At 66.9% G+C, this 25119-nt stretch carries 16 protein-coding genes; 7 read left to right on the top strand and 9 right to left on the bottom strand.

Translation table 11 applies throughout. The annotated features are described in order from the left end of the window. Positions 1–228 precede the first annotated feature (228 nt). From ACP7BY_RS15295 to ACP7BY_RS15270, 6 genes are read left to right on the top strand one after another with little or no spacing between them, the layout of a single operon-like run. Positions 229–2601, top strand: a complete 2373-nt coding sequence (locus ACP7BY_RS15295; RefSeq protein ID WP_310066146.1) for a beta-N-acetylhexosaminidase — start codon at positions 229–231, stop codon at positions 2599–2601. After that, entirely contained in the window at positions 2601–5204 is a 2604-nt protein-coding gene (locus tag ACP7BY_RS15290) for a beta-mannosidase (protein WP_249340828.1), read from the top strand. Before ACP7BY_RS15295 ends, ACP7BY_RS15290 begins: the two co-directional genes overlap by 1 nt. Beyond that, complete coding sequence (locus ACP7BY_RS15285; protein ID WP_137902686.1) at positions 5201–7750, top strand: glycoside hydrolase family 3 C-terminal domain-containing protein; 2550 nt, start codon at positions 5201–5203, stop codon at positions 7748–7750. Before ACP7BY_RS15290 ends, ACP7BY_RS15285 begins: the two co-directional genes overlap by 4 nt. After that, on the top strand, positions 7747–9177 hold the full coding sequence (locus tag ACP7BY_RS15280; protein WP_137902687.1) for a glycoside hydrolase family 125 protein: 1431 nt from the start codon (positions 7747–7749) through the stop codon (positions 9175–9177). The genes ACP7BY_RS15285 and ACP7BY_RS15280 overlap by 4 nt, the downstream gene beginning before the upstream one ends. Continuing rightward, positions 9174–11492, top strand: coding sequence for a GH92 family glycosyl hydrolase (locus ACP7BY_RS15275; protein WP_137902688.1), 2319 nt, complete (start codon positions 9174–9176; stop codon positions 11490–11492). Before ACP7BY_RS15280 ends, ACP7BY_RS15275 begins: the two co-directional genes overlap by 4 nt. A 14-nt stretch (positions 11493–11506) precedes the next feature. Continuing rightward, positions 11507–13438, top strand: coding sequence for an alpha-L-fucosidase (locus ACP7BY_RS15270; RefSeq protein ID WP_137902689.1), 1932 nt, complete (start codon positions 11507–11509; stop codon positions 13436–13438). A gap of 3 nt (positions 13439–13441) precedes the next feature. Here ACP7BY_RS15270 and ACP7BY_RS15265 read toward each other — a convergent pair whose 3' ends face one another. From ACP7BY_RS15265 to ACP7BY_RS15225, 9 genes are all read right to left on the bottom strand, one after another. Further along, on the bottom strand, positions 13442–14740 hold the full coding sequence (locus ACP7BY_RS15265; protein ID WP_137902690.1) for an Hsp70 family protein: 1299 nt from the start codon (positions 14738–14740) through the stop codon (positions 13442–13444). Between the two features lie 110 nt (positions 14741–14850). Next, positions 14851–15153, bottom strand: coding sequence for a hypothetical protein (locus tag ACP7BY_RS15260; protein WP_137902691.1), 303 nt, complete (start codon positions 15151–15153; stop codon positions 14851–14853). A gap of 109 nt (positions 15154–15262) precedes the next feature. Then, positions 15263–16330, bottom strand: a complete 1068-nt coding sequence (gene aroC / locus ACP7BY_RS15255) for a chorismate synthase (RefSeq protein ID WP_033966814.1) — start codon at positions 16328–16330, stop codon at positions 15263–15265. 155 nt (positions 16331–16485) lie between these two features. Continuing rightward, positions 16486–17277: an enoyl-ACP reductase FabI gene (fabI, locus tag ACP7BY_RS15250; protein WP_033966815.1), complete on the bottom strand. Its 792-nt coding sequence runs from the start codon at positions 17275–17277 to the stop codon at positions 16486–16488. 8 nt (positions 17278–17285) lie between these two features. After that, positions 17286–18251 carry a YihY/virulence factor BrkB family protein gene (locus ACP7BY_RS15245; protein ID WP_171010499.1) on the bottom strand — a complete coding sequence of 322 codons (966 nt, stop codon included), beginning with the start codon at positions 18249–18251 and terminating at the stop codon, positions 17286–17288. A gap of 22 nt (positions 18252–18273) precedes the next feature. Then, the gene (locus ACP7BY_RS15240; protein ID WP_171010500.1) at positions 18274–19209 is read right to left on the bottom strand and encodes a DnaJ C-terminal domain-containing protein; all 936 of its coding nucleotides are present in this window, start codon (positions 19207–19209) and stop codon (positions 18274–18276) included. A 78-nt stretch (positions 19210–19287) separates the two neighbouring features. Continuing rightward, positions 19288–20166, bottom strand: coding sequence for a transglutaminase family protein (locus ACP7BY_RS15235; RefSeq protein WP_033967330.1), 879 nt, complete (start codon positions 20164–20166; stop codon positions 19288–19290). Between the two features lie 127 nt (positions 20167–20293). Then, entirely contained in the window at positions 20294–22771 is a 2478-nt protein-coding gene (locus tag ACP7BY_RS15230) for a circularly permuted type 2 ATP-grasp protein (protein WP_137902692.1), read from the bottom strand. Positions 22772–22945: 174 nt separating this feature from the next. Beyond that, entirely contained in the window at positions 22946–23656 is a 711-nt protein-coding gene (locus tag ACP7BY_RS15225; RefSeq protein WP_033963559.1) for a YgfZ/GcvT domain-containing protein, read from the bottom strand. Positions 23657–23786: 130 nt separating this feature from the next. Here ACP7BY_RS15225 and ACP7BY_RS15220 point away from each other — a divergent pair, with 130 nt between their 5' ends. Beyond that, positions 23787–25109 carry a dihydroorotase gene (locus tag ACP7BY_RS15220; protein WP_137902693.1) on the top strand — a complete coding sequence of 441 codons (1323 nt, stop codon included), beginning with the start codon at positions 23787–23789 and terminating at the stop codon, positions 25107–25109. Positions 25110–25119 lie beyond the last annotated feature (10 nt).

Below are 25119 nucleotides of genomic sequence, written 5' to 3'. Positions count from 1 at the left end.
CGCCCCGTCTCGTGCGTGCGTCGCTGTGTGAGCAGCCAGCCTAATCAAAGCGTGGCAGGTGAGCAATCGGGATTGTTGCGATTTCATATTGGTATGCTTCGCACGAATGCCGCACCGGTCGATCCCGCAGTTTTATATCAAAAACCGTTATCCGGTCCGCTTGCAAGTGGACTTATATTGGTTACACTTCGAGCCAAAGATACGCCAGAGCGGCGGCAGGGAGATTTTATGATGCAAAGCAAGCAGCGCGGCACCGCGGAGCGCAATTTTCGGCGGTGCGGTGCTACGCTCGGAATGCTGTCCTCGCTGCTGATCACCGCATCGGCGACGGCGCAAACCACGCCATCTACGCTCCCATTACTCCCGCTTCCCGCCAAGATCACGCGCACGGCCGACAGCATCACCATCGCCAATGGCGCGGGCGTCGCCGTGCCCAACGGCGATGCCGAAGCCGAAGCCGCCGCGCGCCTGCTGATCGCGCAAGTCGCCACCACGCGCGGGCTCGCCCTGCATACCGCCAGCGACGGAGCGGCGATCCGCTTCGTGCGCGATCCAGCGATTGTCGGCGCAGAAGCCTATCGCCTGACCGCCGATGCGAGCGGCATCCGGATCGCGGCTTCGGCGCGCGGCGGTTTCGTCTATGGCGCGATGACGCTGGCGCAATTGCTCAGCCCCGATCAGGCGTTCGGCAAACCCGTCACCGTCCCCGGCGTCGATATCAGCGACGCGCCGCGCTTCGCCTGGCGCGGCGTGATGGTCGATGTCGCGCGGCATTTTCAGCCGTTGCCCTCGCTTTACCAGATCGTCGATCAAATGACGGCGGTGAAGTTGAACGTACTCCATCTCCACCTGACCGACGACCAGGGCTGGCGCTTCGAGGTGAAACGCTATCCCAAGCTCACCGAAATCGGCGCGTTCCGCGCGCCGCCAAGCACCGGCGGCCCCGCCCCGACCACGCGCGTTGGCGGTTTCTACACCCAGGCCGAACTGCGCGATCTGGTCCGCTATGCCGCCGAACGCGGCATCACGATCGTCCCCGAAATCGATCTGCCCGGCCATGCGCAGGCGCTGGTCGCGGCCTATCCTGAGATCGGCGTGTTCGGGGATCGTCCGGTCGTATCGCACGATTGGGGGGTCAATCCCTATCTGCTCAACCCCGGCCCCAAGGGCGTCGCCTTTGTCGAGAACGTGCTCGATGAACTGATGGCGGTGTTCCCCGGCAGCTTCATCCATCTCGGCGGTGACGAAGCGGTCAAGGATCAGTGGGAACGCTCGCCCGAAGTCCAGGCGCAGATGGCCAAGCTCGGGCTCAAGACCGAAAATGCGCTGCAAAGCTGGCTGATCGACGAATTCGGCCGCTATCTCGCCAGCAAGGGGCGGCGGCTGATCGGCTGGGACGAAATCCTCGAAGGCGGACTGCCGCCTTCGGCCTCGGTGATGTCGTGGCGCGGCGAAAAGGGCGCGGTCGATGCCGCCAATGCCGGACACGATGTCGTGCTGACCCCGGCACCGACGCTGTACGTCGACAGCCTGCAAAGCGACCAGCGCGACGAACCACCCGGCCGTTTGTCGATCCAGACGCTGGCCGATGTCTACGCTTATGATCCGCTACCCAAGGGCATCGATGCCGACCGCGCGAAGCATGTGCTCGGCGCGCAGGTGAATGCGTGGAGCGAATATCTCGTCACGCCGTATCAAGTCCAGCACGCGATCTTCCCGCGTGCGGCGGCGCTGGCCGAAAACACCTGGTCGAACGCGCCGCGCGATTTCACGAGCTTCGCCACACGCCTTGCCCCGCAGGCGGCGCGCTGGCGGCGCGGTGGGATCGAGGTGGCCGACAGCGCCTTTGCTGTAACCTACGCCCTGCAAGGCGCGCGCGGCGATGCGCTGCGGGCAAATAAAGTGACGGTTGCGCTCGCTACGCAAGTCCCGGTCGGCACGATCCGCTATACGCTGGACGGCACCGCGCCGACGGCACGCTCGCCCGTTTATGCAGCACTGCTCAGCCTTGTCCCAGGCGCGACGATCAAGGCCGCCGCTTTTGACACAGACGGCATCGCCACCGCGCGCATCCGCGATTTCGCGACGAGCCGCAGCGCCTTGCTCTACCGCAACGCCTCCGACCTGGTGTCGTGCCCGCGCGGCGCGCTGGGGCTGCGCGTGTCGCTGACCGCTGATGCCGAAAGCAACGGTCCTGCTTTCAACATCAACCTGTTCGACACGTGCAGCGCCTATCCGGCGGCCCCGCTGGACGTGGCCGGCGGTTTCACGATCGAAGTCGCGCGGCTGGCGCGCCATTACGGCCTGGCGCACGAAGCTTCGGCGGTGCGCGAGCCCTATAACGTAACCGCGCATGGCGAATTGGTCGTGCTCGCCGGGTGCCAAGGAGGCCGCAAGGGCGCGCCCGACAAGGACGCCCCAAAGCCCGTCGTAGTTGCGACCTTCCCGCTCCCTGATCCCGCAGCATCTCCTACCAAGATGACGTTCAAGGGAGCCTTGCCGCAGATGAGCGGGGACCGCGACCTGTGCTTCCAGTTCACCTCGCCGACCTCCGATCCTTATTACGCCGTAGCATCGGTCCAACTGACCGAGCGCCGCTGATGCACACCTCGTTGCGCGCCGCAATCGTCGCTGCATTGCTGACGGGAGCGGCCGCACCGCTCGCCGCCGCACCGCGCACCGCCACCGCGCTCGACGATGGCTGGCAAGCGCGCATCGCCCCGTCGAACAGCGCTGCGGTCACCGCGCACAAGGAACAGACGCGCTGGTTCCCGGCGCACGTGCCCGGCAGCATCCAGCAGGATCTGATCGCGCGCCACCGCGTGCCCGATCCTTTCCTCGCCACCAACGAAGGGGAGATCCAATGGGTCGGGCGCAGCGACTGGCAATATCGCCGCACGCTGCAAGTAACGCCCGCAATGCTCGCGCGCGATCATCTCGATCTGGTGTTCGACGGGCTCGACACCTTCGCCACCGTCACGGTCAACGGCCGCCCCGCAATCGTCGCCGACAATGCCCATCGCCGTTGGCGGACCGATATCAAGCCGCTGCTCAACCTTGGCGCCAACGAAATCCTCATCACCTTCGCCGCGCCAATCAAGACGCTGCAACCGATGGTGCTGGCGCAAAAGGCTTCGCTGCCGGGCGAGTATGACTCGGCCTTTGGCGACGAACCCAAGGGCCGCCAGACCTCGCCTTATATCCGCAAGCCCAAATACAATTACGGCTGGGATTGGGGCCCACGCATCCTCAACGTAGGTCCATGGCGTCCGGTGCGGCTGGAAGCCTGGGACGAGGCGCGCATCGACACGCTGCGCGTCGACCAGGATTCGCTGAACGATAGCGAGGCGCGCCTGTCGGCCAAGGCCGTCCTCCAGGCCGATCGCGAGACTGTCGCCAACGTCCGCGTCACGCTGACCGCGCCCGACGGATCGCAGCAGCATGTCGTGCAGCAAGTGACGCTGGCAGCCGGCACCAACGCCGTGTCGGTGCCGATCACCGTCGCCAACCCGCAGCGCTGGCAACCGGTCGGTTATGGCGCGCAACCGCTCTACCGCGTCACCGCGACGCTCAACCAGAATGGCGAGGCAACCGACACTGCCGAGCGCCGCATCGGCTTGCGCTCGGTCGAGCTGATCCGTGGCGGCGGCGCAATGGGCTTTCGCGTCAACGGCATCCCGATCTTCGCCAAGGGCGCGAACGTCATCCCATTCGACAGCTTCCCGGCCCGCGTCACCCCAGCCTCGATGCGCCCGCTGCTCACCGCCGCGCGCGACGCCAATATGAACATGCTGCGCATCTGGGGCGGCGGCTATTATCTCGACGATGCCTTTTACGACATGGCCGACGAAATGGGCCTGATGGTGTGGCAGGATTTCATGTTCGGCGGTGCCGTCACCCCGCCTGATGCCGCCTATCGCGAGAATGTCCGCATCGAGGCGGAGCAACAGGTCGAGCGGCTCGGCAACCATCCCTCGATCGTTCTGTGGTCGGGCGGCAATGAAGTGCTGTCGGGCTGGGAGAATTGGGGCGACCGCAAGGCCTTCAAAAAGGCGGTTGGCGCCGACGAGCAGGAACGCATCGGCGCTGGCATGGCGGTGCTGTTCGATCGTGTGCTGCGCGATGCGGTGCTGACGCGCTCGCCCGGCACGCCTTATTGGCCGGGTTCGCCCTCGACCGATTATGAAGGCCCGGTCGATACCGATGCGTCGGGCGACCGCCATTTCTGGGATGTGTGGTCGGGCTCCAAGCCGGTCGAGCGCTATCTCGACGCGTGCCCGCGCTTCATGTCCGAATATGGCTTCCAGGCGATGCCCGACATGGCGACGGTGCGCGCCTTTGCTGGCAACGGCCCGCTCACCCCCGAAAGCCCGGTGCTGAAGGTGCATCAGAAGTTCCTCGCCGGGGAAGGCAATGAACGGCTGTTGATGTACATTCGCGACCGGCTCGGCGAGCCCAAGGACATTGCCGACTTCGTCTATCTCAGCCAGGTCAACCAGGCCGAAGCGATCGCACTCGCCGCCCTCCACCACCGTTCGTGCCGCCCGGTGACGATGGGGTCGCTCTATTGGCAGTTGAACGACGTGTGGCCGTCCATCTCCTGGTCGAGCATCGATTATGACGGGCGCTGGAAGCTGCTCCATTATGCCGCTCGCCGTTTCTTCGCGCCGCAGGTGATCGTCGCCGAACATAAGGACACAGCCACGCGCATCGCCTTGGTGTCGGATGCGACCACGCCGATCGCGGCACGCTGGCGCGTCCGCGCGTTCGACATGGCGGGCAAGCCGCTTAGCGAACAAGGCGCGGCGGCAAGCATGCCCGCTTTGTCCGCCACCGATGTCGCCAAGCTCGACGATGCGACGGTGTTCGCCGGGGCCGATCCCGCCAACAGCTATGCCGTCGCCGAATTGCTGGTCGGTGACGCCGTGGTCAGCCGCGCCATCATCGAGCGCGGCGTGCCCAAGACGATGCACTATCCCGATCCCGGCCTGACCGCGACGTGGAGTGGCAAGAGCGTCACCATCCAAAGCACAGCGCTCGCCCGCGCGGTCATGCTCGACTTCGGCCAGATCGGCGCGCATCCCTCCGATAACGGCTTCGACCTGTTGCCGGGCGAAAGCCGCACCATCACCGTGACGTCCACCGCGTCGCCCACGGCGCTTGCCGCCGCCCTAACCCTCCGTTCGCTGGGATCCCGTCGATGATCTGGATGTTGCTCGCCGCCGAGGCTGCGCAAGTTGCTCCCGCCCCCGAAACGCTGACCACCGCGCAAAAGGCGGCCCAGCTGCAAAGCAGCGCGCCCGCCGATCCCGCCGCCGGTCTGCCGGCGTATGACTGGTGGAATGAAGGCCTGCACGGTCTCGCGCGCAATGGCTATGCCACGGTGTTCCCGCAGGCGATCGGCATGGCGGCGACGTGGGACGCGCCGTTGCTCAACCGCATCGGCGATGTCGTCGCCACCGAAGCGCGCGCCAAGTTCAACGCGCAACCGGTTTCGGCCGATCGCAAGATCTATCAGGGGCTGACGATCTGGTCGCCCAACATCAACATCTTCCGTGATCCGCGCTGGGGCCGCGGGCAAGAGACCTATGGCGAGGATCCCTATCTCACCGGCCATCTCGGTGTCGCCTTCATCACCGGACTGCAAGGGCCGGACCCGAAGCACCCAAAGGTCATCGCCACGCCCAAGCATCTCGCCGTCCATAGCGGTCCCGAGGCCGGGCGCGACGGTTTCGATGTCGACCCGTCGCCGCAGGATCTGGAAGCGACCTACCTCCCCGCCTTCCGCCTCGCGGTGACCGAGGGCAAGGCGCAGTCGCTGATGTGCGCCTATAACGCCATCCACGGTGTCCCCGCCTGCGCCAATGCGCCGCTGATGGTCGATCGGCTGCGTCATGATTGGGGCTTTGCCGGCTTTACCGTCTCGGATTGCGACGCCATCGCCAATGTCCACCTGTTCCACCATTACCGGCTCGACGCGGCAGGGGCTGCGGCGGCCTCGCTCAAGGGCGGGACCGACCTCAATTGCGGCACCACCTATGCGGCGCTACCCGAAGCGCTCCAGCGCGGCCTGATCACCAGTCAGGACATCGACACCGCGTTCGACCGCGCGATGGCCGCGCGCAAGGCGCTCGGCATCGTTTATGGCGCAACCAGCCCGTGGTCGCGCATTTCGCCCAGCGACATCGGCACGCCCGAACACCACGCCGTCGCGCTGGAGGCAGCGCGCAAGGCGATCGTGCTGCTCAAGAATGACGGCAACCGGCTTCCGCTCAAGGCCGGAACCCGCGTCGCGCTGATCGGGGCGGATGCCGATGACATTGGCGTGCTGCAGGGCAATTACCACGGCACAGCTCGCACCCCGATCACCCCGCTCGAAGGCCTTCGCCAGCAATTTGGCACGGATAATGTCCGCTACGCGCAAGGCTCGGTGCTCGCCGATGGCGCGCCCGTGCTCGTCCCCGAAACCGCCTTGCGCTGGAATGGCGCGCCGGGGCTGCAAGCCGAATATTTTGCGGTCCCCGGCACCAGCGGCACGCCCGTCGTCACGCGCGTCGAGCGCCATATCGATCACGACATCAACCGCGCGGTCCCGGCCCCTGGTCTCGGGGCACAGTGGAGCGCGCGCTGGACCGGCGAACTCGCGCCTCCTGGCCCCGGTGCCTATCGCCTCGTCCTTGATGTCCCCGCCTGCTGGAAATATTGCAAATCGCACGATGCCGCGCGGCTGTGGATCGACGGCAAGCAACTCGCCGAAGGAGAAATCAAGAAGGTGCGCATCGAAGTAAACTTCGACAGCGACGGCCAGGCCGTGCCGTTCAAGCTCGAACTCGACCATGTCAGCGACGATGAAGGCGTGCGGTTGTTGTGGCTGCCCCCCGCCGAACCGCTGATCGCCGAGGCCGTGGCCGCCGCCAAGGCCGCCGACGTGGTGGTCGTCTCGGTCGGCCTCTCGCCCGATCTGGAGGGTGAAGCGCTCTCGGTCAGCGTGCCCGGCTTTGTCGGCGGCGACCGCACCGACATCGCGCTGCCGCACGCCCAGCAACGCCTGATCGCCGCGCTCAAGGCGACCGGCAAGCCGCTGGTGCTGGTGCTGACCAGCGGCAGCGCCGTCGCGCTCGATCCCACCGATGCCGACGCGATCCTCGCCGCCTGGTATCCGGGAGAGTCTGGCGGCACCGCAATCGCCGAGACGCTCGCCGGGCGCAACAATCCCTCGGGACGCTTGCCCGTCACCTTCTACGCCCACACCACCGACCTGCCCGCCTTTGTCGATTACGGCATGAAGGAGCGCACCTATCGCTACTTCACCGGCACGCCGCTGTGGGGCTTCGGGTACGGCCTCAGCTACACCCGCTTCGCGTATACCGCCCCGACCAATGCGATCACCGTCGCCGCCGGGCAAAGCGCGACGGTGCACGTGCGCGTCGCCAATGTCGGCGCGCGCGACGGTGAAGAGGTCGTGCAGGCCTATCTCGTCCCGCCGGCCACCAAGGGGGCTGGCTTCACCACGCCGGTGCTCCAGCGCCAGTTGGTCGGCTTCAAACGGCTGGCGATCGCGCGCGGCAAGGCGGGCGACGCCAGCTTCACGCTCGATCCGCGCAGCCTCAGCCTGGTCGCGCGTGACGGCACGCGCGCGATCGAGCCCGGCGCTTACCGCCTGTTCGTCGGCGGCGGCCAGCCAGGCAGCGCGCCCGGCAGCTGGATCGACCTGACGATCACCGGCACGCGGCAGGAGTTGCCCAAATGATCCTGACCAGGCGTGAGGCCATCGTCGGCAGTGCGGCGGGGGCCGCGCTCGCCGCCTCGCCCGCGCTCGCCGCAGCGCCACTCCCCAGCAAGCGCCCGCCGGTCAAGGAACGGCTGTTCACCAGCCGCGCGGTCGAGCGCGAGATCGCGCGCGTCTCGGCCAAGATCGGCGACCCCAAGCTGCGCTGGATGTTCGCCAATTGCTATCCCAACACGCTCGACACCACGGTGCGGATGAGCACGGTCGACGGCGCGCCAGATGCGTTCGTCATCACCGGCGACATCCCCTGCCTGTGGCTGCGCGATTCCTCGGCGCAGCTCGCGCCCTATCTCCATCTCGTCCGCGACGATCCCGCTTTGCGCACGCTGTTTCACGGGCTGATCGCGCGACAGGCGCGCTCGATCCTGATCGACCCTTATGCCAATGCCTTCATGGAAGATCCGTCGGCCAAGACCAATCTCGGCTGGGCACAGCACGACAAGACCGAGATGAAGCCCGGCGTCGCCGAGCGCAAATGGGAGATCGATTCGCTCTGCTATCCGATGCGGCTCGCGCACGGCTATTGGCAGGCGACGAAAGATCCCGCGCCGTTCGACGCGCGCTGGGCGGCGGCGGCGCGGCTCAGCATCGCCACCTTCCGCGAACAGCAGCGCAAGCATGGCCCCGGCCCCTACCGCTTCCTACGCGAATCCGATCGCAATACCGAAACCCAGCCGCTCGACGGCTATGGCAATCCCTCGCGCCCGGTCGGGCTGATCCATTGCGGCTTCCGCCCGTCGGACGATGCGTGTCTCTACCCGTACCTCATCCCCGCCAATTTGTTCGCGGTCGGCGCTTTGCGCGAGCTGGCGGTGGTGGCGCAGGGCGCGCGCGGCGATACCGCGCTCGCGCAGGACGCCACCGCGCTCGCTGCCGAGGTCGAGCGCGCGCTTGCCCAATATGGCCGGATGCGGCTGCGCGACGGGCGCGAAGTATGGGCTTATGAGGTTGACGGCTTCGGCAATGCGATCTTCATGGACGATGCCAACGTCCCCTCGCTCTCCGGCCTCGCCTATCTCGGCTGCGTCGCCCAGAGCGATCCGCTGTGGCAGCGCACCCAGGCCGCTGCCTGGGGCCCGGACAACCCTTATTTCTTCAAGGGGCAAGCCGGCGAAGGCATTGGCGGCCCGCATGCCGGATTGCGCCAGATCTGGCCGATGTCGCTGATCGTGCGCGCGCTGTCGAGCGACGACCCCGCAGTGATCCGCGCCTGCCTCAAGACGGTGCGCGAGACCGATGCCGATACCGGCTTCATCCACGAAACCTTCGATCAGGACGACGCTCGCAAATTCACCCGAGCGTGGTTCGCCTGGGCCAATGGCCTGTTCGGGGAATTGATCGTGCGCCTCGCCAATACCCGCCCTGCCTTGCTGGAAGACACGCTGTGACCATTGATCGCCGTACCCTGCTCAGCAGCTCTACCCTTGCCTTGTTCGCCAGCGCGGTGCCGTGGCGGCTCGACGCACGCCCGACCGCGACCGCTCCCAATCTGTTCGTCGGCACCGGCGGCGACGGCCATACCTATCCCGGCCCGACCTTGCCCTTCGGCATGGTCCAGCTCGGCCCCGATACCGATGTCGAGCGCTGGGCAACCTGTTCGGGCTATCACCATGGCGACAGCTCGATCATGGGCTTCAGCCACACGCATTTGTCGGGCACCGGGATCGGCGACATGCTCGACGTGCTGGTCGTGCCGAGCACCGGGCCGGTCAAGCTCATAGCCGGACCGCTCGACAACCCCGATGCGGGCTATCGCCAGCGCTATTCCAACGAAATCGCCGAGCCCGGCTCCTATCGCGTCACGCTCGAATCGGGCGTGCACGCCGAACTGACCACGACCGATCGCACCGGCTGGCACCGCTATACCTATCCTAAGGGGCCGGGGCATGTGCTGATCGATCTGTCGCACCTCATCCTCGACACCTCGGACCATGCGCCCTTGGTCGATGAGGCGAGCCTGTCGATCGACGCGGACGGCACCATCACCGGCAGCCGCCGCGTGTTCCGCTGGGCCAAGGGGCGGCGCATCCACTTTGCGCTGCAATGCGCGCGGCGGCCCGACCGCGTCACCTTCTACGGCGATGGCGATGCCGAGCAACCTGCGGGCACCACGCAGGTCTCCGGCAAGCGTCTGAAAATGGCGCTGCACTGGAACGACGCCGGGGCGGCTCCAATCCTGCTGCGCTGTGGCATCTCGGGCGTCGATGTCGCGGGCGCGCGCGCCAACCTCGCCGCCGAAGCACCGCATTGGGACTTTGACCGCACGCTCGGTGCCGCTCGTCAGCGTTGGGCGGAGGCGCTCGGCGTGGTGCAGGTCGAGGGCGGCAGCACCGACCAGCGTACCATCATGGCCTCGGCGCTCTATCACGCGCAGCTTGCCCCCACGCTCTTCTCGGATGTCGATGGACGCTATGTCGGCCTCGACGGACAGGTCCACACCGTGCCGCGGGGCGGTGCCGCCTACAGCACCTGGTCGCTATGGGATACCTATCGCGCGTTGCACCCGCTATTGACGCTGGTTGCGCCCGACCGGACCAAGAGCCTGATCGACGACCTCATTCGCCAGACCCAGCAATCGCCCTACGGCCCGTTGGTGTGGCCGTTGCAGGGCAAGGAAACCGGCACGATGATCGGCTGGCACGGCGTCGTCCCGCTGGCCGAGGCGCAAGCCAAGGGCATCCCCGCCGATTATGCGGCCGCCTGGCCCGCCATCGCCAGGCGCAGCTTCGATTTCAAGGCGCCCGACAAGGACAATAGTCTCGGTCGCGAAGCCTATGACAAGATGGGCTATGTCCCGGCCGACCAGGTGTTCGAAAGCGTCAGCCGCACGCAGGAATATGCCTATGACGATTGGGCCTCCTCACACCTCGCCCGCGCCGCCGGGGCCAGCGCCGATGCCGACCGGCTGCTCAAGCGGTCGGGCAATTGGCGCAATGTCATCGACCGCGACACCGGTTTCGCCCGCCCGCGCTTCGCCGATGGCACATGGTGGACGCCCTATGACCCGGTCCAACTCGGCCATATGCCAAAGCCGTGGTGGCGCGATTATACGGAGGCCAATGGCTGGCAGGCCACCTTCCTCAACCAACACGACCTCTATGGCCGGATCGCGTATGTCGGCGGCGATGCCGCGTTCGCGGCCAAGCTCGACGCCTTCTTCTCCGCCCCCTCGACGCTGCCCGACAATGCCCCGCCCGACATTTCCGGGCTGGTCGGCCAATATGCGCATGGCAACGAACCCGACCAGCACGCCGCCTATCTCTATGCCTATGTCGGCCAGCCGTGGAAGACGCAGGCGATGGTGCGACGTTTGTGCACCGAAATGTACCGCAACGCGCCCGACGGCATCATCGGCAACGACGATTGCGGCCAGATGAGCGCGTGGTTCGTCTTCTCGGCGCTCGGTTTCTATCCGGTCGACCCGGTCGAGGCGGCCTATGTGTTCGGCTCGCCCTTGTTCGAACGCGCGACGGTGCGCGTCGGCACGGGCCGTACCCTCACAATCGAAGCACCCGGCAACCGCGCCGACACGCCCTACGTCGCGGCCGTCACGTGGAACGGCAAGCCGTGGAGCAAGAGCTGGATCGACCACCGCACGCTGAGCGGCGGCGGCACGCTGCGCTTCACCATGTCGGCCACGCCCAACCCCAGCTTCGGTGCCGCACGCGCCGATCGCCCGCCATCCTTCGGCCATTCGGCCTGATCCCGGAGCCCCAGATGACCCATCCCTCGCGCCGCGGCGTGATCGCCTCCGGCCTTGCCGCCACCGCTCTGCCCACGCTTGCCACGCCCGCTTTGGCCAAGACCGCGCCCAGCGGTGCGCCAAAGCCATGGGGCGCGACCCCCTCGCCGCGCCAGCTCGCCTGGCACACGCGCCAGCAATATGCCTTCGTCCATTTCTCCATCAACACCTTCACCGACAAGGAATGGGGCTATGGCGATGAAGACCCGAAACTGTTCAACCCGACCGATTTCTCGCCCGACCAGATCGTAGGCGCGGCGAAGGCTGCGGGGATGACCGGCATCATCCTCACCGCCAAGCATCATGACGGTTTCTGCCTGTGGCCGACGCTGCTGACCGAACGCTGCATCCGCAACACGCCGTACAAGAACGGCAAGGGCGACATCGTCGGCGAGATGGCAGCGGCCACCCGCCGCGCCGGCCTCGCCTTCGGCCTCTATCTCTCGCCCTGGGACCGGCATCATCCAGACTATGGCCGCCCGGCCTATCTCGACTATTTCCGCAAGCAGATCGTCGAGCTGTGCACGCGCTATGGCGAATTGTTCGAATTCTGGTTCGACGGGGCCAATGGCGGCGACGGCTATTATGGCGGCGCGCGCGAGACGCGAAAGATCGATGCCCCGGCTTATTACGACTGGCCGACCACGATCGCTTTGGTCCACAAATATCAGCCCATGGCCTGCACCTTCGATCCGCTCGGTGCCGAAATCCGCTGGGTCGGCAATGAGGATGGCGTGGCGGGCGATCCGTGCTGGCCGACCATGCCCAACCACCCTTATGTCCAGTCCGAGGGCAATAGCGGCGTGCGCGGCGCTGCCCTGTGGTGGCCCGCCGAAACCGACGTGTCGATCCGCCCCGGCTGGTTCTACCACGCCGATGAGGACGCCAAGGTCAAGACGCCCGAGCGCTTGCTCAAGCTGTTCGATGAATCGGTCGGGCGCGGCACCAATCTCAACCTCAACCTGCCGCCCGACCGGCGCGGCCGCCTGGCCGATACCGATGTCGCGGTGCTGCGCTCGTTCGGCGATGCGCAAGCCGCGACCTATGCCCATGATCTCGCCAAGGGCGCGGTCGCCCATGCCAGTGCTGAGCGCGGGGCGGCGTTCAGCGCCGCGCGCGTGCTCGATGGCAATCGCGACAGCTATTGGTCGACGCCCGATGCCGACCAGACCCCGTCGCTGACGCTCGATCTGCCGCCGACGCGCAGCTTCGACCTGATCCGCATCCGCGAATATCTGCCGCTTGGCGTGCGCGTCACGCGCTTCGCGGTCGATGCCGAGGTGGACGGCGTATGGAAAACGTTCGCCGAGCATGAATGCATCGGCGCACAACGCATCATCCGCTTGCCCGCGCCCATCACCGCGCGGCGGCTGCGGCTGCGTATCCTGGAAGCGCCCGCTTGCCCGGCAATCAGCGAGATCGCGTTGTTCCGCCAGGTTCAACCCGTCGCCGTCGCCCCGGCGCGGTCGAGCGACCCGACGATCCTGTCGACCAAGGGCTGGCACATCGTCGCTGCCACCGCGCCGGGTGCAGAAGCGCTGCTCGACGACGATGCCGCGACCCGCTGGACCACCCCGGCCCCGACGCCGGGCACCCCCGTCAGCGTCACGATCGACATGGGGCAAGTGGTTGCGCTGGCCGGGGTCAGCATCTCGCCCTCGCGCACCATCGCCAAGGATGTGTCCCCGCCGCGCGACTATCGTTGCGAAACCAGTGTCGATGGCACGCACTGGGAAGCGGCGGGCAGCGGCGAGCTTGCCAATATCGCGTATGCGCTCGCCACGCAGCGCCTGACCTTCGACCACCCGCGTCCGGCGCGTTTCCTGCGCCTGTCGTTCGACGCGCCCGCGCTGCCGACGGGATCGATAGCGCTGGCCGGGATCGGAGCGTTTACCGTCAAGCGCTGACGGTCACGCCGCCCAGGCGGCGATATCGTCCTGCTGGCCGATCAGCGCCAGGCCATGCGCGATCGAGGTCAGTTCGCCACCGGCGGCGATGCGCTCCTCCCCTAAGCGTTCGACGAACAGCCGTCGCACGCGCGGGGTGAGCGAGGTGCCGCCAGTCAGGAACACACGGTCGATGGCGCTCGCGTCGGTTTCGGCGCGCGCCAATGCCTGGTCGACCGCTTGCTCCATCTGCGCGATGTCGGGGGCGATCCACGCCTCGAACGCATCGCGCCGCACCTCCGCCGCGATCGAGAGGCCCGCGCCCGCAAAGCGGAACTCGGCCACGTCGCTCTGCGACAACGCACGCTTCAGCGCACCGACCGCATCGTACAGTTGATAGCCCAATTCCTGATCGATGATCGCGATCATCCGCCCGATCGCCTCGGGATCGAGCGCGACACGGCGTAGCTTGTCGAGTTCGGCCATCGTGCGGCGGTTGCGCATCAGCGCCAGCCGTGACCAGTCGGCGAAATCGGTGAAATAGCCGCCGGGAATATCGAGCACCTTGTCGAACGACCGATACGACCCGCCCTTGCCCAGCAGCGGCATGACGAGATGATCGACAATGCGAAAATCGAACCGGTCACCCGCAACACCGACACCGGCATGGCCGAGCGGGGTACAACGGCGTACCGCTCCGGGGGCCTCGATCCGCACGACCGAGAAATCGCTCGTGCCCCCGCCGAAATCCGCGACCAGAATCGTCGCCGGGTCGGTGATGCGCGATGCATAGCTGAACGCTGCGCCGATCGGCTCGTAGACATAATGGATTTCCTCGGCGAGGTGGCCGAACATCGCATCATAGCGCGTCCGCGCCAGCGCTTCGTCAGGGCGACTGCCCGCAAATTCGACCGGACGCCCCACCACCAGCCGCGACGTCTTGCCGTTCAGCGCGCCGCGCGCGCGCGCCGCCATCTTACCGAGGAACAGACGCCCCAGATCCTCAAAGCGAAACCGCCGCTCGAATACGCTGGCATATTCGAAGCTCGCATTGGCGGCGACCGACTTGAACGATTGCAGGAAGCGGCTGCCTTGCGGAAAGGCGAGATATTCCTCGATCGCCCATGGCCCCGCTTCGCTCGCCAGGCCCTGCGGCTCGCCCTCTTCTTCCCACAGGCACAGGGCGGAGCGGAACACCGCGCTTGGCGCGGCCGGGCCATCGAGCTGGAGCATATCGGCCACGCCGGGCTGACGGGCGAGGGCGACCACCGAATTGGTAGTGCCAAAATCGAGTCCGATCGCGGACGGGAAAGAAATGGTCATGGTCGGCGCGGCCTGTACGGGCAAAGCCGCTTTCACGCAAAAGCTACAGCCAAAAAATCCCGGCCTCGCTCGCGCAAGGCCGGGATCCGAAACCGCAGTATCGCGGTTGATTACATCGGGCGCTTTTTCGACTTTTTCGTGGTCGGTGTGGCCGAGTCCGTTGGAGTCTGCGTCGTCATCGTCGAATCCGGCGTGGTAGAGGTCGGGCTGGCCATCGGGTCCGCCGGAGTGGTGGCCGGATCCGCAGTCGGCGTTGCCAGAGTGGTCGTGGTCGGCGCGGGTGTGCCCGGCGTGGTCGAAGGGGTCGCGGGAACCGTGCTGGTTGGCGCGCCCGGTGCGGGCGTTGTGGTTTGTGCCAAGGCTGCAGTCGAAAGGGTCAAAGCGGCAATGCCGGTCAAGGTTGCAATACGCATTGGTTCTGGTCCTTTAAAATCAGTGACCACCAAATGGGTCGGACTTAACAACGCGCTGGCAGTCGATCAGTCGCTCCTTTTGTCCCGCGCACACCACAACTGGTCCGCTTTAGCCGCATTGACCCCGATGCAGCAGCTTATGGTCCGCCAATACTAAAGCAACCATCGCCTCCACCACCGGCACACCACGAATACCAACGCACGGGTCATGTCGGCCCTTGGTCATGATCTCGGTGGCGGTGCCGTCGCGGTCGATCGTCTCGACCGGAGTCAGGATCGAACTGGTCGGCTTGAACGCAACGCGCAGCGTCACGGGCTGTCCGGTGGAAATGCCCCCGGCAATGCCCCCGGCATGGTTGGCCAGGAATTGCGGCCCCTCCGCGCCGGGTCGCATCGCATCGGCATTGTCCTCGCCGCGCAAGCGCGCCGCCGCGAAGCCATCGCCGATTTCGACGCCCTTCACCGCATTGATGCCCATGCACGCCGCCGCCAGCTCGGCATCGAGCTTGGCGTATAGCGGCGCACCCCAGCCCGCCGGCACACCGGTCGCCGCACACGCCACCACCGCGCCGAGCGAAGAGCCCGCCTTGCGCGCAGCATCAACCAGCCCCTCCCAACGCGCCGCCGCGTGCGGGTCGGGGCAGAAGAACGGGTTGCGGCCAATCTCTGCGGCATCGAAATTGGCCGGGTCGATCGCGTCGCCGCCAATCGCCTCGACCCAGGCGATGATGCCGACCTCGGGGATCACCAGCCGCGCCACCGCACCCGCCGCCACGCGCGACGCGGTTTCGCGCGCCGAGGACCGCCCGCCGCCGCGATAATCGCGGAAACCGTATTTGGCGTCATAGGCATAATCGGCATGGCCGGGACGATAGGCCTTGGCGACTTCCGAATAATCCTTCGATCGTTGATCGACATTCTCGATCATCAGGCTGATCGGCGTGCCCGTCGTGCGCCCCTCGAACACCCCCGACAGGATGCGGACCTGGTCGGGCTCCTGCCGCTGCGTGGTGAAGCGCGAGGTGCCGGGGCGACGCTGGTCGAGCCACGGCTGCACATCGGCCTCGGACAAAGCGATCCCCGGCGGGCACCCATCGACCACCGCGCCGATCGCGGGCCCGTGTGATTCGCCCCAGGTGGTGAAGCGCAAGAGGTGTCCGAAGCTGTTAAAGCTCACTTTCCCTCTCCCAACGGGAGAGGGAGGGGCCCATGCGCAGCATGGGAGGGTGAGGGTGATACACCCACGCCTGCTAGATCAATCATGGCGGTCGCCCTCACCCTTCCCACGCCTGCGGCGCGGGCCCCTTCCCTCTCCCAACGGGAGAGGGAGCTTTACGCCAGCGCGATGTCCGGCGCGTCTTCTGCCTTCATGCCGATCACGTGATAGCCCGCATCGACATGGTGCGTCTCGCCGGTCACACCGCTCGCTAAGTCGCTCAACAGGTACAGCGCCGAGCCGCCAACATCCTCGATCGTCACGTTGCGCTTGAGCGGCGCATTGAGCTCGTTCCACTTCAGGATCAGGTTGAAATCCCCGATGCCCTTGGCGGCCAGCGTCGTGATCGGCCCGGCCGAGATCGCATTGACGCGGATCTTGTCGCGACCGAGATCGACCGCGAGATATTTGACGCTCGTTTCCAACGCCGATTTGGCCACGCCCATCACGTTGTAATGCGGCACCACCTTTTCGGCACCGTAATAGGTGAGCGTCAGCATCGATCCGCCATTGGGCATCATCGCCGCCGCGCGCTGCGCGACTGCGGTGAAGCTGTAGACGCTGATGTTCATCGTCATCAGGAAATTGTCGAGCGTCGTGTCGCAATAGCGCCCGCGCAGCTGCGTCTTGTCCGAAAAGCCGATCGCGTGGACGACGAAGTCGATCGTCGGCCATTCCTTCGCCAGTTCGGCAAAGGTCGCATCCAGCGCAGCCATGTCCGACACGTCGCAATCGAACAAGCGCGCGACGCCAAGCTGCTCGGCGAGCGGCCGCACGCGCTTCTCCATCGCCTCGCCTTGGTAGCTGAAGGCAAGCTCGGCCCCCGCTTCGCTGAGCTTCTTGGCAATGCCCCAGGCGAGCGAGCGATCGTTGGCGAGGCCCATGATCAGCCCGCGTTTGCCTGCCATCAATTCCATCACGCCGGTATAGACTCCTTGATTCCGTGAGCGCTCTCTACTCCCGGTTCGGGGGGTTCCGCCAGTGCCGCGTTCAAATGCGCCCCGACGACAATGCCAAGCCCCACCAGAAAGAAGAACAACAGCGCCACGATCACCCCCGCCAGACTGCCATAGGTCAGGCTGTAGCTGCTGAGGCGCGACAGGATCACCGGCAGCAACGCAGTGATCGTCACCCACCACGCGCTGGTGAACAGCGCGCCCGGCCATTTCGGGCATTTGCTCAGGCGATATTTGGCCGGCGTGACCGAAAAGAACAGCATGTAGAGCGCGATGAACATCACCACCCCCGGCACCGCGCGCGACACCCCGACCCAGCCCGCCACATCGCGCGCGACCGGCAGCACGTCGTAAATGAAGCGCTCTGCCGCCGTCAGCACGCCCTGCACCAGGAAGGACAGCAAGGCGACCACCACCGACACGATGATGACCAGCATCGAACTCAGCCGGTAATGCCAGAACGGTCGGCTCATCTTCACGCCATAGGCACGGCGGAAAATGTCGCGGATCGTCTCGACGAAACTGCCGACCGACCACAGCCCGACAATCGCTCCCAGCCACAGAAGCGAGCCCGTCCGCGCGACCAGCACGTCGGCAATCGGCTTGGCGAGCAACTCGCTGACATTGGGCGGCAGGACGTGAAGGAAGGAGGCGACCGCGCGCTGCGTCTCCGCGCTTTGCCCGATCAGCGATGCGATCGCCGCCGCCAGAATGAAGAACGGAAACACCGTCAGCAGCGCCAGATAGGCCAGGTTACCGGCGTGAATGAAGCCGTCGGAAAACACGCCGATCAACACCCGCTGCAGCACTTGCCAAGCCCGCCTAGCCACCCGCTCAAGGTGCGTCCGGCCGACCGGCACACCACTGCCCCCCGCCGCTCGGTGCGCTTCGCGCTCTTCGGGGGATACGGGGGAAATGTGGCTCACGCGGTCGGCCTCCTGGAACGGGTCAGACGCCCATTCCGCCGCGCGGGTTCCGTAAGTCCTTGTCTTTCCAGCCCTCGACGAACTCGATCAGCGCATCGTCATCGACCGGCAGATCGACCATCAGCGTCACGAGCTGATCGCCGCGCGTGCCGTCCTTACGGTGAAACCCGCGCCCGCGCAGCCGCAGCACCTTGCCCGAATTCGATCCCTTGGGGATGGTCAACATCACCGCGCCCTCAGCGGTCGGCACGCGTACGCTTGCACCCAGCACCGCTTCCGACAGGCTGATCGGGAGATCGAGCCGGACATCGTCGCCGACGCGTTCGAAGAAGCGATGCGGCAGCACATTAATGGTGACGATCCCGTCGCCATTGCCGCCAGGGCCCACTTGCCCCTTGCCCGCCAGCCGCATTTGCGCGCCGCTTTCCAGGCCCGCCGGCAATTTCAGGTCGATCGTCTTATTGTCGGCGAGCGTAATGCGCTGCGGCTTGGCCGCCACCGCATCGACGAACGGCACGTCGAGCTTGTACAGCACGTTTGCGCCCTTCGGCTGCTCACGCCGCCCAAAACCGCCAAAGCCCCCGGCAAAGCCGCCGCGCCCGCTGCTGCCCGCGAACATGTTTTCGAAAATGTCGCTCAGATCGGGTCCGTCGGCTTGGAAGCCCGCACCCCCCGGACCGGGGCGGAACCCGCCGGTGTTGCCGCCGCCCGCACCAAAGCCAAAGGGCGAGGCCGGATTGCCGTCGCCATCAATCTCGCCGCGATCGAAGCGCGCGCGCTTGTCCTTGTCGAGCAACAGATCATAGGCCTGCGTCACCTGCCCGAAGCGATCGGTCGCCTTCGGGTTGTCCTTGTTGCGATCAGGATGCAGCTCCTTGGCGAGCTTGCGATACGCTTTCTTGATCTCCGCATCGGTCGCGGTGCGCGCGACGCCCAGCGTTGCATATGGATCGGCCACGAATGTCCCCGGTGTGCTGATGTGGTCTTGATTGCCGTCTATTTGGGGTATCGGGGGAGCGAGTGCAAACGCCGTCGCCTAGATAAGCGGGGCCACGTCGACGCTGACGTCCATTTTCTGCGCGCTGGAGCCGAGTACAACCCCGTCGATCGGCGCGATCTCGCCATAATCGCGGCCAATCGCCATCACGATATGGTCGCCCGCCATCCAGATGCCATTGGTCGGATCGACGCCGACCCAGCCCAGCTCCGCCCCGCACCACAACAGCACCCAGGCGTGCGTTGCATCGGCCCCCACCAGCCGCGGCTGGCCCGGGGGCGGGATCGTGCGAATATAGCCTGAGGCATAAGCGGCGGGCAGCCCGGCGGCGCGCAGGCCGGTAATCATGATCTGCGCGAAATCCTGGCAGACGCCGCCGCGTTTCATGAAAGCCTCATGCGGCGACGTATCGACCAGGGTCGCCTGCGGATCGAACGCAAAATCGTGCTGGATGCGCTGCGCAAGGCCAATGGCGGCATCGAGCGCGGGGCGATCGGGATGGAGATCCTGTGCGCACCACTCGGCAATGTCGCGATCGAGCGGGATCAGCGGCGAGGGGAAAATATAATTGGCCGGGCCGGCGGGCGACGGATCGCGGCTGGCGCGTGCAGCGGCGGCGATCTCGCGCAAGGGGGGGGACCCGTTGGCGGGCATCGGCACCGGACGATCGACCGAAATCCGCGACACGCTCTCGATCGTCAGATGCCGCACCGGCGCATCCACCACCATCCGCATCACATTGGCGAGCCCCGCCTCGGCGCGCGCGGGCGACACCCGGCCCGAGGGCGAAATGGTGAGCCGATAGTCGAGCAGATCCTGCCCCGACCAATGGATCGGCTTCAACCGCAAATTGCAGCGCGCGAATTTCACGTTCGCGCCGTAGTCGAAGCGCGTGATGTGGCGGATGTCGTAGATCATCGAACCCAAACCTGCGTCACCCCGGGCTTGTCCCGGGGTCCACCGAGCAGCACGTTCCACACGGCTTGGGATAGCCGCACGGTGGACCCCGGGACCAGCCCGGGGTGACGGTTATGCAGCATGCCAATCACGCCAGCACCATCCCCGCCGCGCGCAGCGGCTCGGCCCCTTGCAGGAAGTACCGCCGCGCAATCGCCTCGGACAATTGGAACAGCCGCCGCTCGACATCGCCCAGCACCTCGGCATCGAGCCCAGCGGCGGTCGCGGTGGAGACGATCGCGGTCAGCACCGTGCCCTGCGTCTGCTGCGGCTCTTCCATGCCGTCATCCTCAAGCACCGGCAGCGCCGCCAGATGCTCGCAGATCCGGCAGATCTGAAAAGCGAGCGAGCGCGGATTGCCGGGGTCGAGCGCGACCAGATCGACCACCGGCACGCGCGCGATGCCCGTCAGATAGCGCTGGCGATAGCTGATCTGGCTGTCGGCAAGGTCGAGCAGGCTCGACAGATCGTCGGCGCTCGCTTGCGCCATGCCGAACACGCGCAGCGCGCGCGTTACCGTCAGCGCGCGTTCCAGCCGTCGCCCGAGATCGTGGAAGCGCCACGCGGCGGTACGCCCCATATGTTCGGCCGACAGCCCCGACAAAGCGGCATAGCGGCGCTGCAGCGTGCCCGCACGATCGAGCATCCCGCCCTTGGTCGGATAGGGCGCGTCGAGCAGCCGCACGACATCCGCCGCCAGCCGGTCGCGCGATCCCTGGCCGATGCCGCGCGCCAGCCGGTTGATCGACCGCACGCTGTGCCAGTCGCCATCCTCCATCGCCGTACGCGCAAAGGCTGCCAGATCCGCCCGGCGCAAACTCGGCGGGTGCGGTGCCGCGCCGACATTGACCGCCAGCCCGACCAGCCGCCCGACCGTCTCGGGCGCAAGCGCGGCCCCGGCATCGGCATCGATCGAATTGCCCAGCATCACGCGAATGATCGCCAGCAGCGCCTCGCCGCGCTCCAGATAGCGCCCGAGCCAGAAAAAATTGTCGGCGACGCGGCTCGGCAAGGTGCCGGGGTTGCGCCGCACATGGATGGTGTCGGCGGGCGGCAAGAGCGACACCGGCGCGACCGCTTCACCACCATGAATCGCGACATCGGCGGACCAGCAGCCCTCCCCCATCACCGACGCGCGCGGATCGGGATGTTCGGCGATGCGCGCGAAACCGCCCGGCAGCACGGTCCAACCGCCATCGGCCCCGCGCGCCGCGAAGACGCGCAGCGTGAAAGGGCGCGCGGCCAGCCCCGCATCCGTCACCACCGGCATGGTCGACAGTCGGACGATTTCCTGCCCGACATAATCCTGTGGCCGCCGCGTCATGTCGTCGAGCAGGGCGACGCGCGCATCTCCGACAATCTCCGCCCCTGGCACCGCAACCGCGCCGCCGAGGCCGAGCGGGGCCACGCCAAAGGCGGGGCCGATCAGCATCTGGTCGAGATCCTCGATCACCGCTGCCCGCGCGTCATCCTGCCCGCACCACCAGGTCGCGATATTGGGCAGGATCAGGTCCGCGCCGAACAGCCGCGTCGCCAGGCGCGGCAGGAACGCACCGAACGCCGCCGATTCGAGCACGCCCGCGCCCGGCGCATTGGCGATAACGACATTGCCCGCCGCCGCCGCATCGATCAGCCCGGCAACGCCGATGCGCGAATGCGAATCGAACGCCAGCGGATCGAGCAAACGCGGGTCGACGCGGTGCCACAGCGCATCGACGCGCTTCAGCCCGCCGATCGTGCGGACATATAATTTGTCCTCCAGCGCAGCGAGATCCGCGCCCTCGACCAGCAGAAAACCCAGATAGCGCGCCAGATGCGCCTGCTCGGCATAGCTTGCGCTGTAGCGCCCGGGCGTCAGCAGCCCGATGCGCGGCTCGGCCCGGCGGCACGCCGCCGCCAGCCCGTCGCGAAACGCCGCGAAGAAGGGCGCGTGGCGCTGCACGTTCAGCCGCGCCTGCAATCCGCCCAGCGTCCGCGCGATCGCCAGACGGTTCTCCAGCGCATAGCCCGCCCCGGCAGGCGCGCGCAGATGATCGGCCAGCACGCGCCATTCGCCGGTCGGCCCGCGCCCGAGGTCCACCGCGATGAACTGCAGATGATGCCCGCCCGACGGCACCAGCCCCGCCATCGGTCGCAGGAAGAAGGGCGATCCCCCGACCAACGCCGCCGGAATCAGCCCGCGCGCCACCAGCGACGCATCGCCGTACAGATCGGCGATCACGGTTTCGAGCAGATCGGCGCGCTGCACGATCCCCGCCTCGATCGTGCGCCATTCCTCGGCGGCGATCAGCAGCGGCACCGGCGATAGCGGCCACGGCCGCTCCTCGCTTTCGCCAATGATGCGGAAGCCGGTGCCGATATCCTCGGCATGGCGCTGCACGCGCTCGCGCGCGAGGCCGAGATCGTCCCCTGCCGCCGCCGCCAGTTCCTCGAACATCGCCGCCCACGCCGGATCGGGATCGGCCGTGAGCACGTCGCCGCTGACCGCCCGCGCGCGATACTCGGCGATCCAGCGCGCCGCGTGGATGCCGGGGTCGAGCAACGACGGGGCGGGCGCGCTCGCCATCAGCGGCGGCACATGCCGGGCCGCACGTGCATCCCCGTCCGGGGCCAGCCCGCCGCCCGTGCGGACGCGTGGCAGATCGATGACGCGCTGTGGATCACTCGGGGCCCCTTATCTCCCGTCCGACATGGCCACAATCCGCTCGCACACGCAACACGCGAGTGCGAACACTCGTGTCTACGCCAGCGCCGCCGCCATCCAGTCGGGCACCAGCGCATCCCCCAGCGCCTCCACCCGGCGCAATTCCACCATCAGGCCCAATTCAGGATACGTCACCCGCGTGCGGTCCCCCGCTTCGCCGAGCGGCGCCACCACCAGCCGCCGGTTGACCTTGCTGCGATGGTGCATCCGCGCGGTATTTTCCTGGCCGACATAACAGCCCTTGGTGAAGCTCACCCCGTTCAGCTCGCGCGCATTGCATTCCAGCCACAGCGTCTGGTCGCTGCCCAGTTCGGCTTGCCCCTCGGTCACGCCCAGCGACAGCCGGTGCGCCAGCCAGCCCGTCGCGGCATCGCCCGCGTCGCCGATCCAGCGCCGCCCGAGCGCGGGCAGGCGCGGATCGGGCACGCCCTGCTCGCCCTCACGCGCCCAATGCACCGCGCCGCCCGTGCGCTCGATCGTGATCGCGCGCCGCAACCGGTACATCGACAAGCGCCGCACCAACGCCTCGGCCGCGCTCGCTTCACAATCGACCAGGATCGCCTCGCCCTCGGCCCACAGCATGAAATCGAACAGCGCCTTGCCCTGTGGCGTCAGCAGCCCACCCCATTGCGGCGCGCCCGGCACCACGCTCGCCATGTCGTGCGTAACAAGCCCCTGCAGGAAGCCGCGCGGGTCATCGCCCGCGATACGAAGGAGCGCTCGGTCGGTCAGGGTGGTTTCTGGCATGGCTAACAGGTAGGAAGCCCGCGACTCTTTGTCACCCATCGCCGCGCGCGTGCCGCCCGGCTGCCTATCCCCGACGGGCGGGGATCAAGGTCAGGGCTTCGACAGATTCCGCCCGAACGGAGTGCGTGCAGTGACTTTCGATCTCCTCCTGAAGAACGGCACCGTCCATTTGCCCGCGGGTCCGGTGCAGACCAGCGTCGGCGTGATCGCAGGGAAAATCGCCGCGATCGGCGCGGCCGGCGATGCGGGCGAGACGATCGACTGCACCGGGCTCGACATCCTGCCCGGCGTCATCGACACGCAAGTCCATTTCCGCGAACCCGGCCTCGTCCACAAGGAAGACCTGGAATCCGGCGCGCGCGCGGCGGTGCTGGGCGGCGTGACGGCCGTGTTCGAAATGCCCAACACCAAGCCCAATACCGATTCGGCCGAGGCGATCGCCGACAAGCTCGCCCGCGCGCATCATCGCATGTGGTGCGACCATGCTTTCTATGTCGGCGCGACCAACCACAATGCCGCCGATCTCGCCGAGCTGGAGCGGATGCCCGGCACCGCAGGCGTGAAAATCTTCATGGGGGCCTCGACCGGCGATCTGCTGGTGTCGGAAGACGCCTCGCTCGCCGCCGTGCTCGCTTCGGGCCATCGCCGCGTCGCCATCCATGCCGAGGATGAGGACCGCATGAACGCCCGCGCCGACGAGCGCGTCCCCGGCGACCCGTCCTCGCATCCGGTGTGGCGCGACGATGAAAGCGCGCTGCTCGCCACCAAGCGCATCGTCGCGCTCGCCCGCGCGGCGCGGAGGCGCATCCATGTGCTGCACATCACCACCCCCGCCGAGCTGGAATTCCTGAGCGCCCACAAGGACATCGTGACCTGCGAGGTGACCCCGCAGCACCTCACGCTGGCGGGCGAGGAAGCCTATCCCCGGCTCGGCACGCTGGCGCAGATGAACCCGCCGATCCGCTCGGGCGCGCATCGCGACGGGCTGTGGCATTGGGTCGATCAGGGCGTTGCCGACATTCTCGGTTCGGACCATGCGCCGCACACGCTGGAGGAAAAGGCCAAGCCCTATCCCGGCTCGCCCAGCGGCATGCCCGGCGTGCAGACGCTGCTGCCGCTGATGCTCAACCATGTGGCGGAGGGGCGCACCACGCTTGCCCGCGTGATCGACCTCACCAGCGCCGGGCCGCAGCGCGTGTTCGGCATCGTCGGCAAGGGCCGCATCGCGGTCGGCTATGATGCCGATTTCTCGGTGGTCGACTTGAAGGCGCGCTGGACGATCACCGAAGACTGGCTCGCCTCGCGCTGCGGCTGGTCGCCCTTCACCGGCATGGAGCTGACCGGCCGCCCGATCGGCACCATCGTCCGCGGCCACCGCGTGATGTGGGACGGCGCGCTGGCTGGCGCAGCGGTTGGGGAGCCGATCCGGTTCGAGGCGGTGGAGTTTGGGTGAGGGGGCTTGG

The sequence above is a fragment of the Sphingomonas sp. PSPC2-2 genome (assembly GCF_049897725.1).
Taxonomy (GTDB): domain Bacteria; phylum Pseudomonadota; class Alphaproteobacteria; order Sphingomonadales; family Sphingomonadaceae; genus Sphingomonas.
This window is presented reverse-complemented; position numbering and strand designations above follow the sequence as displayed.

Coding starts and splice junctions, on each gene's coding strand:
- ACP7BY_RS15295 (WP_310066146.1), top strand. CDS start 229: ATGATGCAAAGCAAGCAGCGCGGCACCGCGGAGCGCAATTTTCGGCGG.
- ACP7BY_RS15290 (WP_249340828.1), top strand. CDS start 2,601: ATGCACACCTCGTTGCGCGCCGCAATCGTCGCTGCATTGCTGACGGGA.
- ACP7BY_RS15285 (WP_137902686.1), top strand. CDS start 5,201: ATGATCTGGATGTTGCTCGCCGCCGAGGCTGCGCAAGTTGCTCCCGCC.
- ACP7BY_RS15280 (WP_137902687.1), top strand. CDS start 7,747: ATGATCCTGACCAGGCGTGAGGCCATCGTCGGCAGTGCGGCGGGGGCC.
- ACP7BY_RS15270 (WP_137902689.1), top strand. CDS start 11,507: ATGACCCATCCCTCGCGCCGCGGCGTGATCGCCTCCGGCCTTGCCGCC.
- ACP7BY_RS15265 (WP_137902690.1), bottom strand. CDS start 14,740: ATGACCATTTCTTTCCCGTCCGCGATCGGACTCGATTTTGGCACTACC.
- ACP7BY_RS15260 (WP_137902691.1), bottom strand. CDS start 15,153: ATGCGTATTGCAACCTTGACCGGCATTGCCGCTTTGACCCTTTCGACT.
- fabI (WP_033966815.1), bottom strand. CDS start 17,277: ATGGCAGGCAAACGCGGGCTGATCATGGGCCTCGCCAACGATCGCTCG.
- ACP7BY_RS15235 (WP_033967330.1), bottom strand. CDS start 20,166: ATGATCTACGACATCCGCCACATCACGCGCTTCGACTACGGCGCGAAC.
- ACP7BY_RS15230 (WP_137902692.1), bottom strand. CDS start 22,771: ATGGCGAGCGCGCCCGCCCCGTCGTTGCTCGACCCCGGCATCCACGCG.
- ACP7BY_RS15225 (WP_033963559.1), bottom strand. CDS start 23,656: ATGCCAGAAACCACCCTGACCGACCGAGCGCTCCTTCGTATCGCGGGC.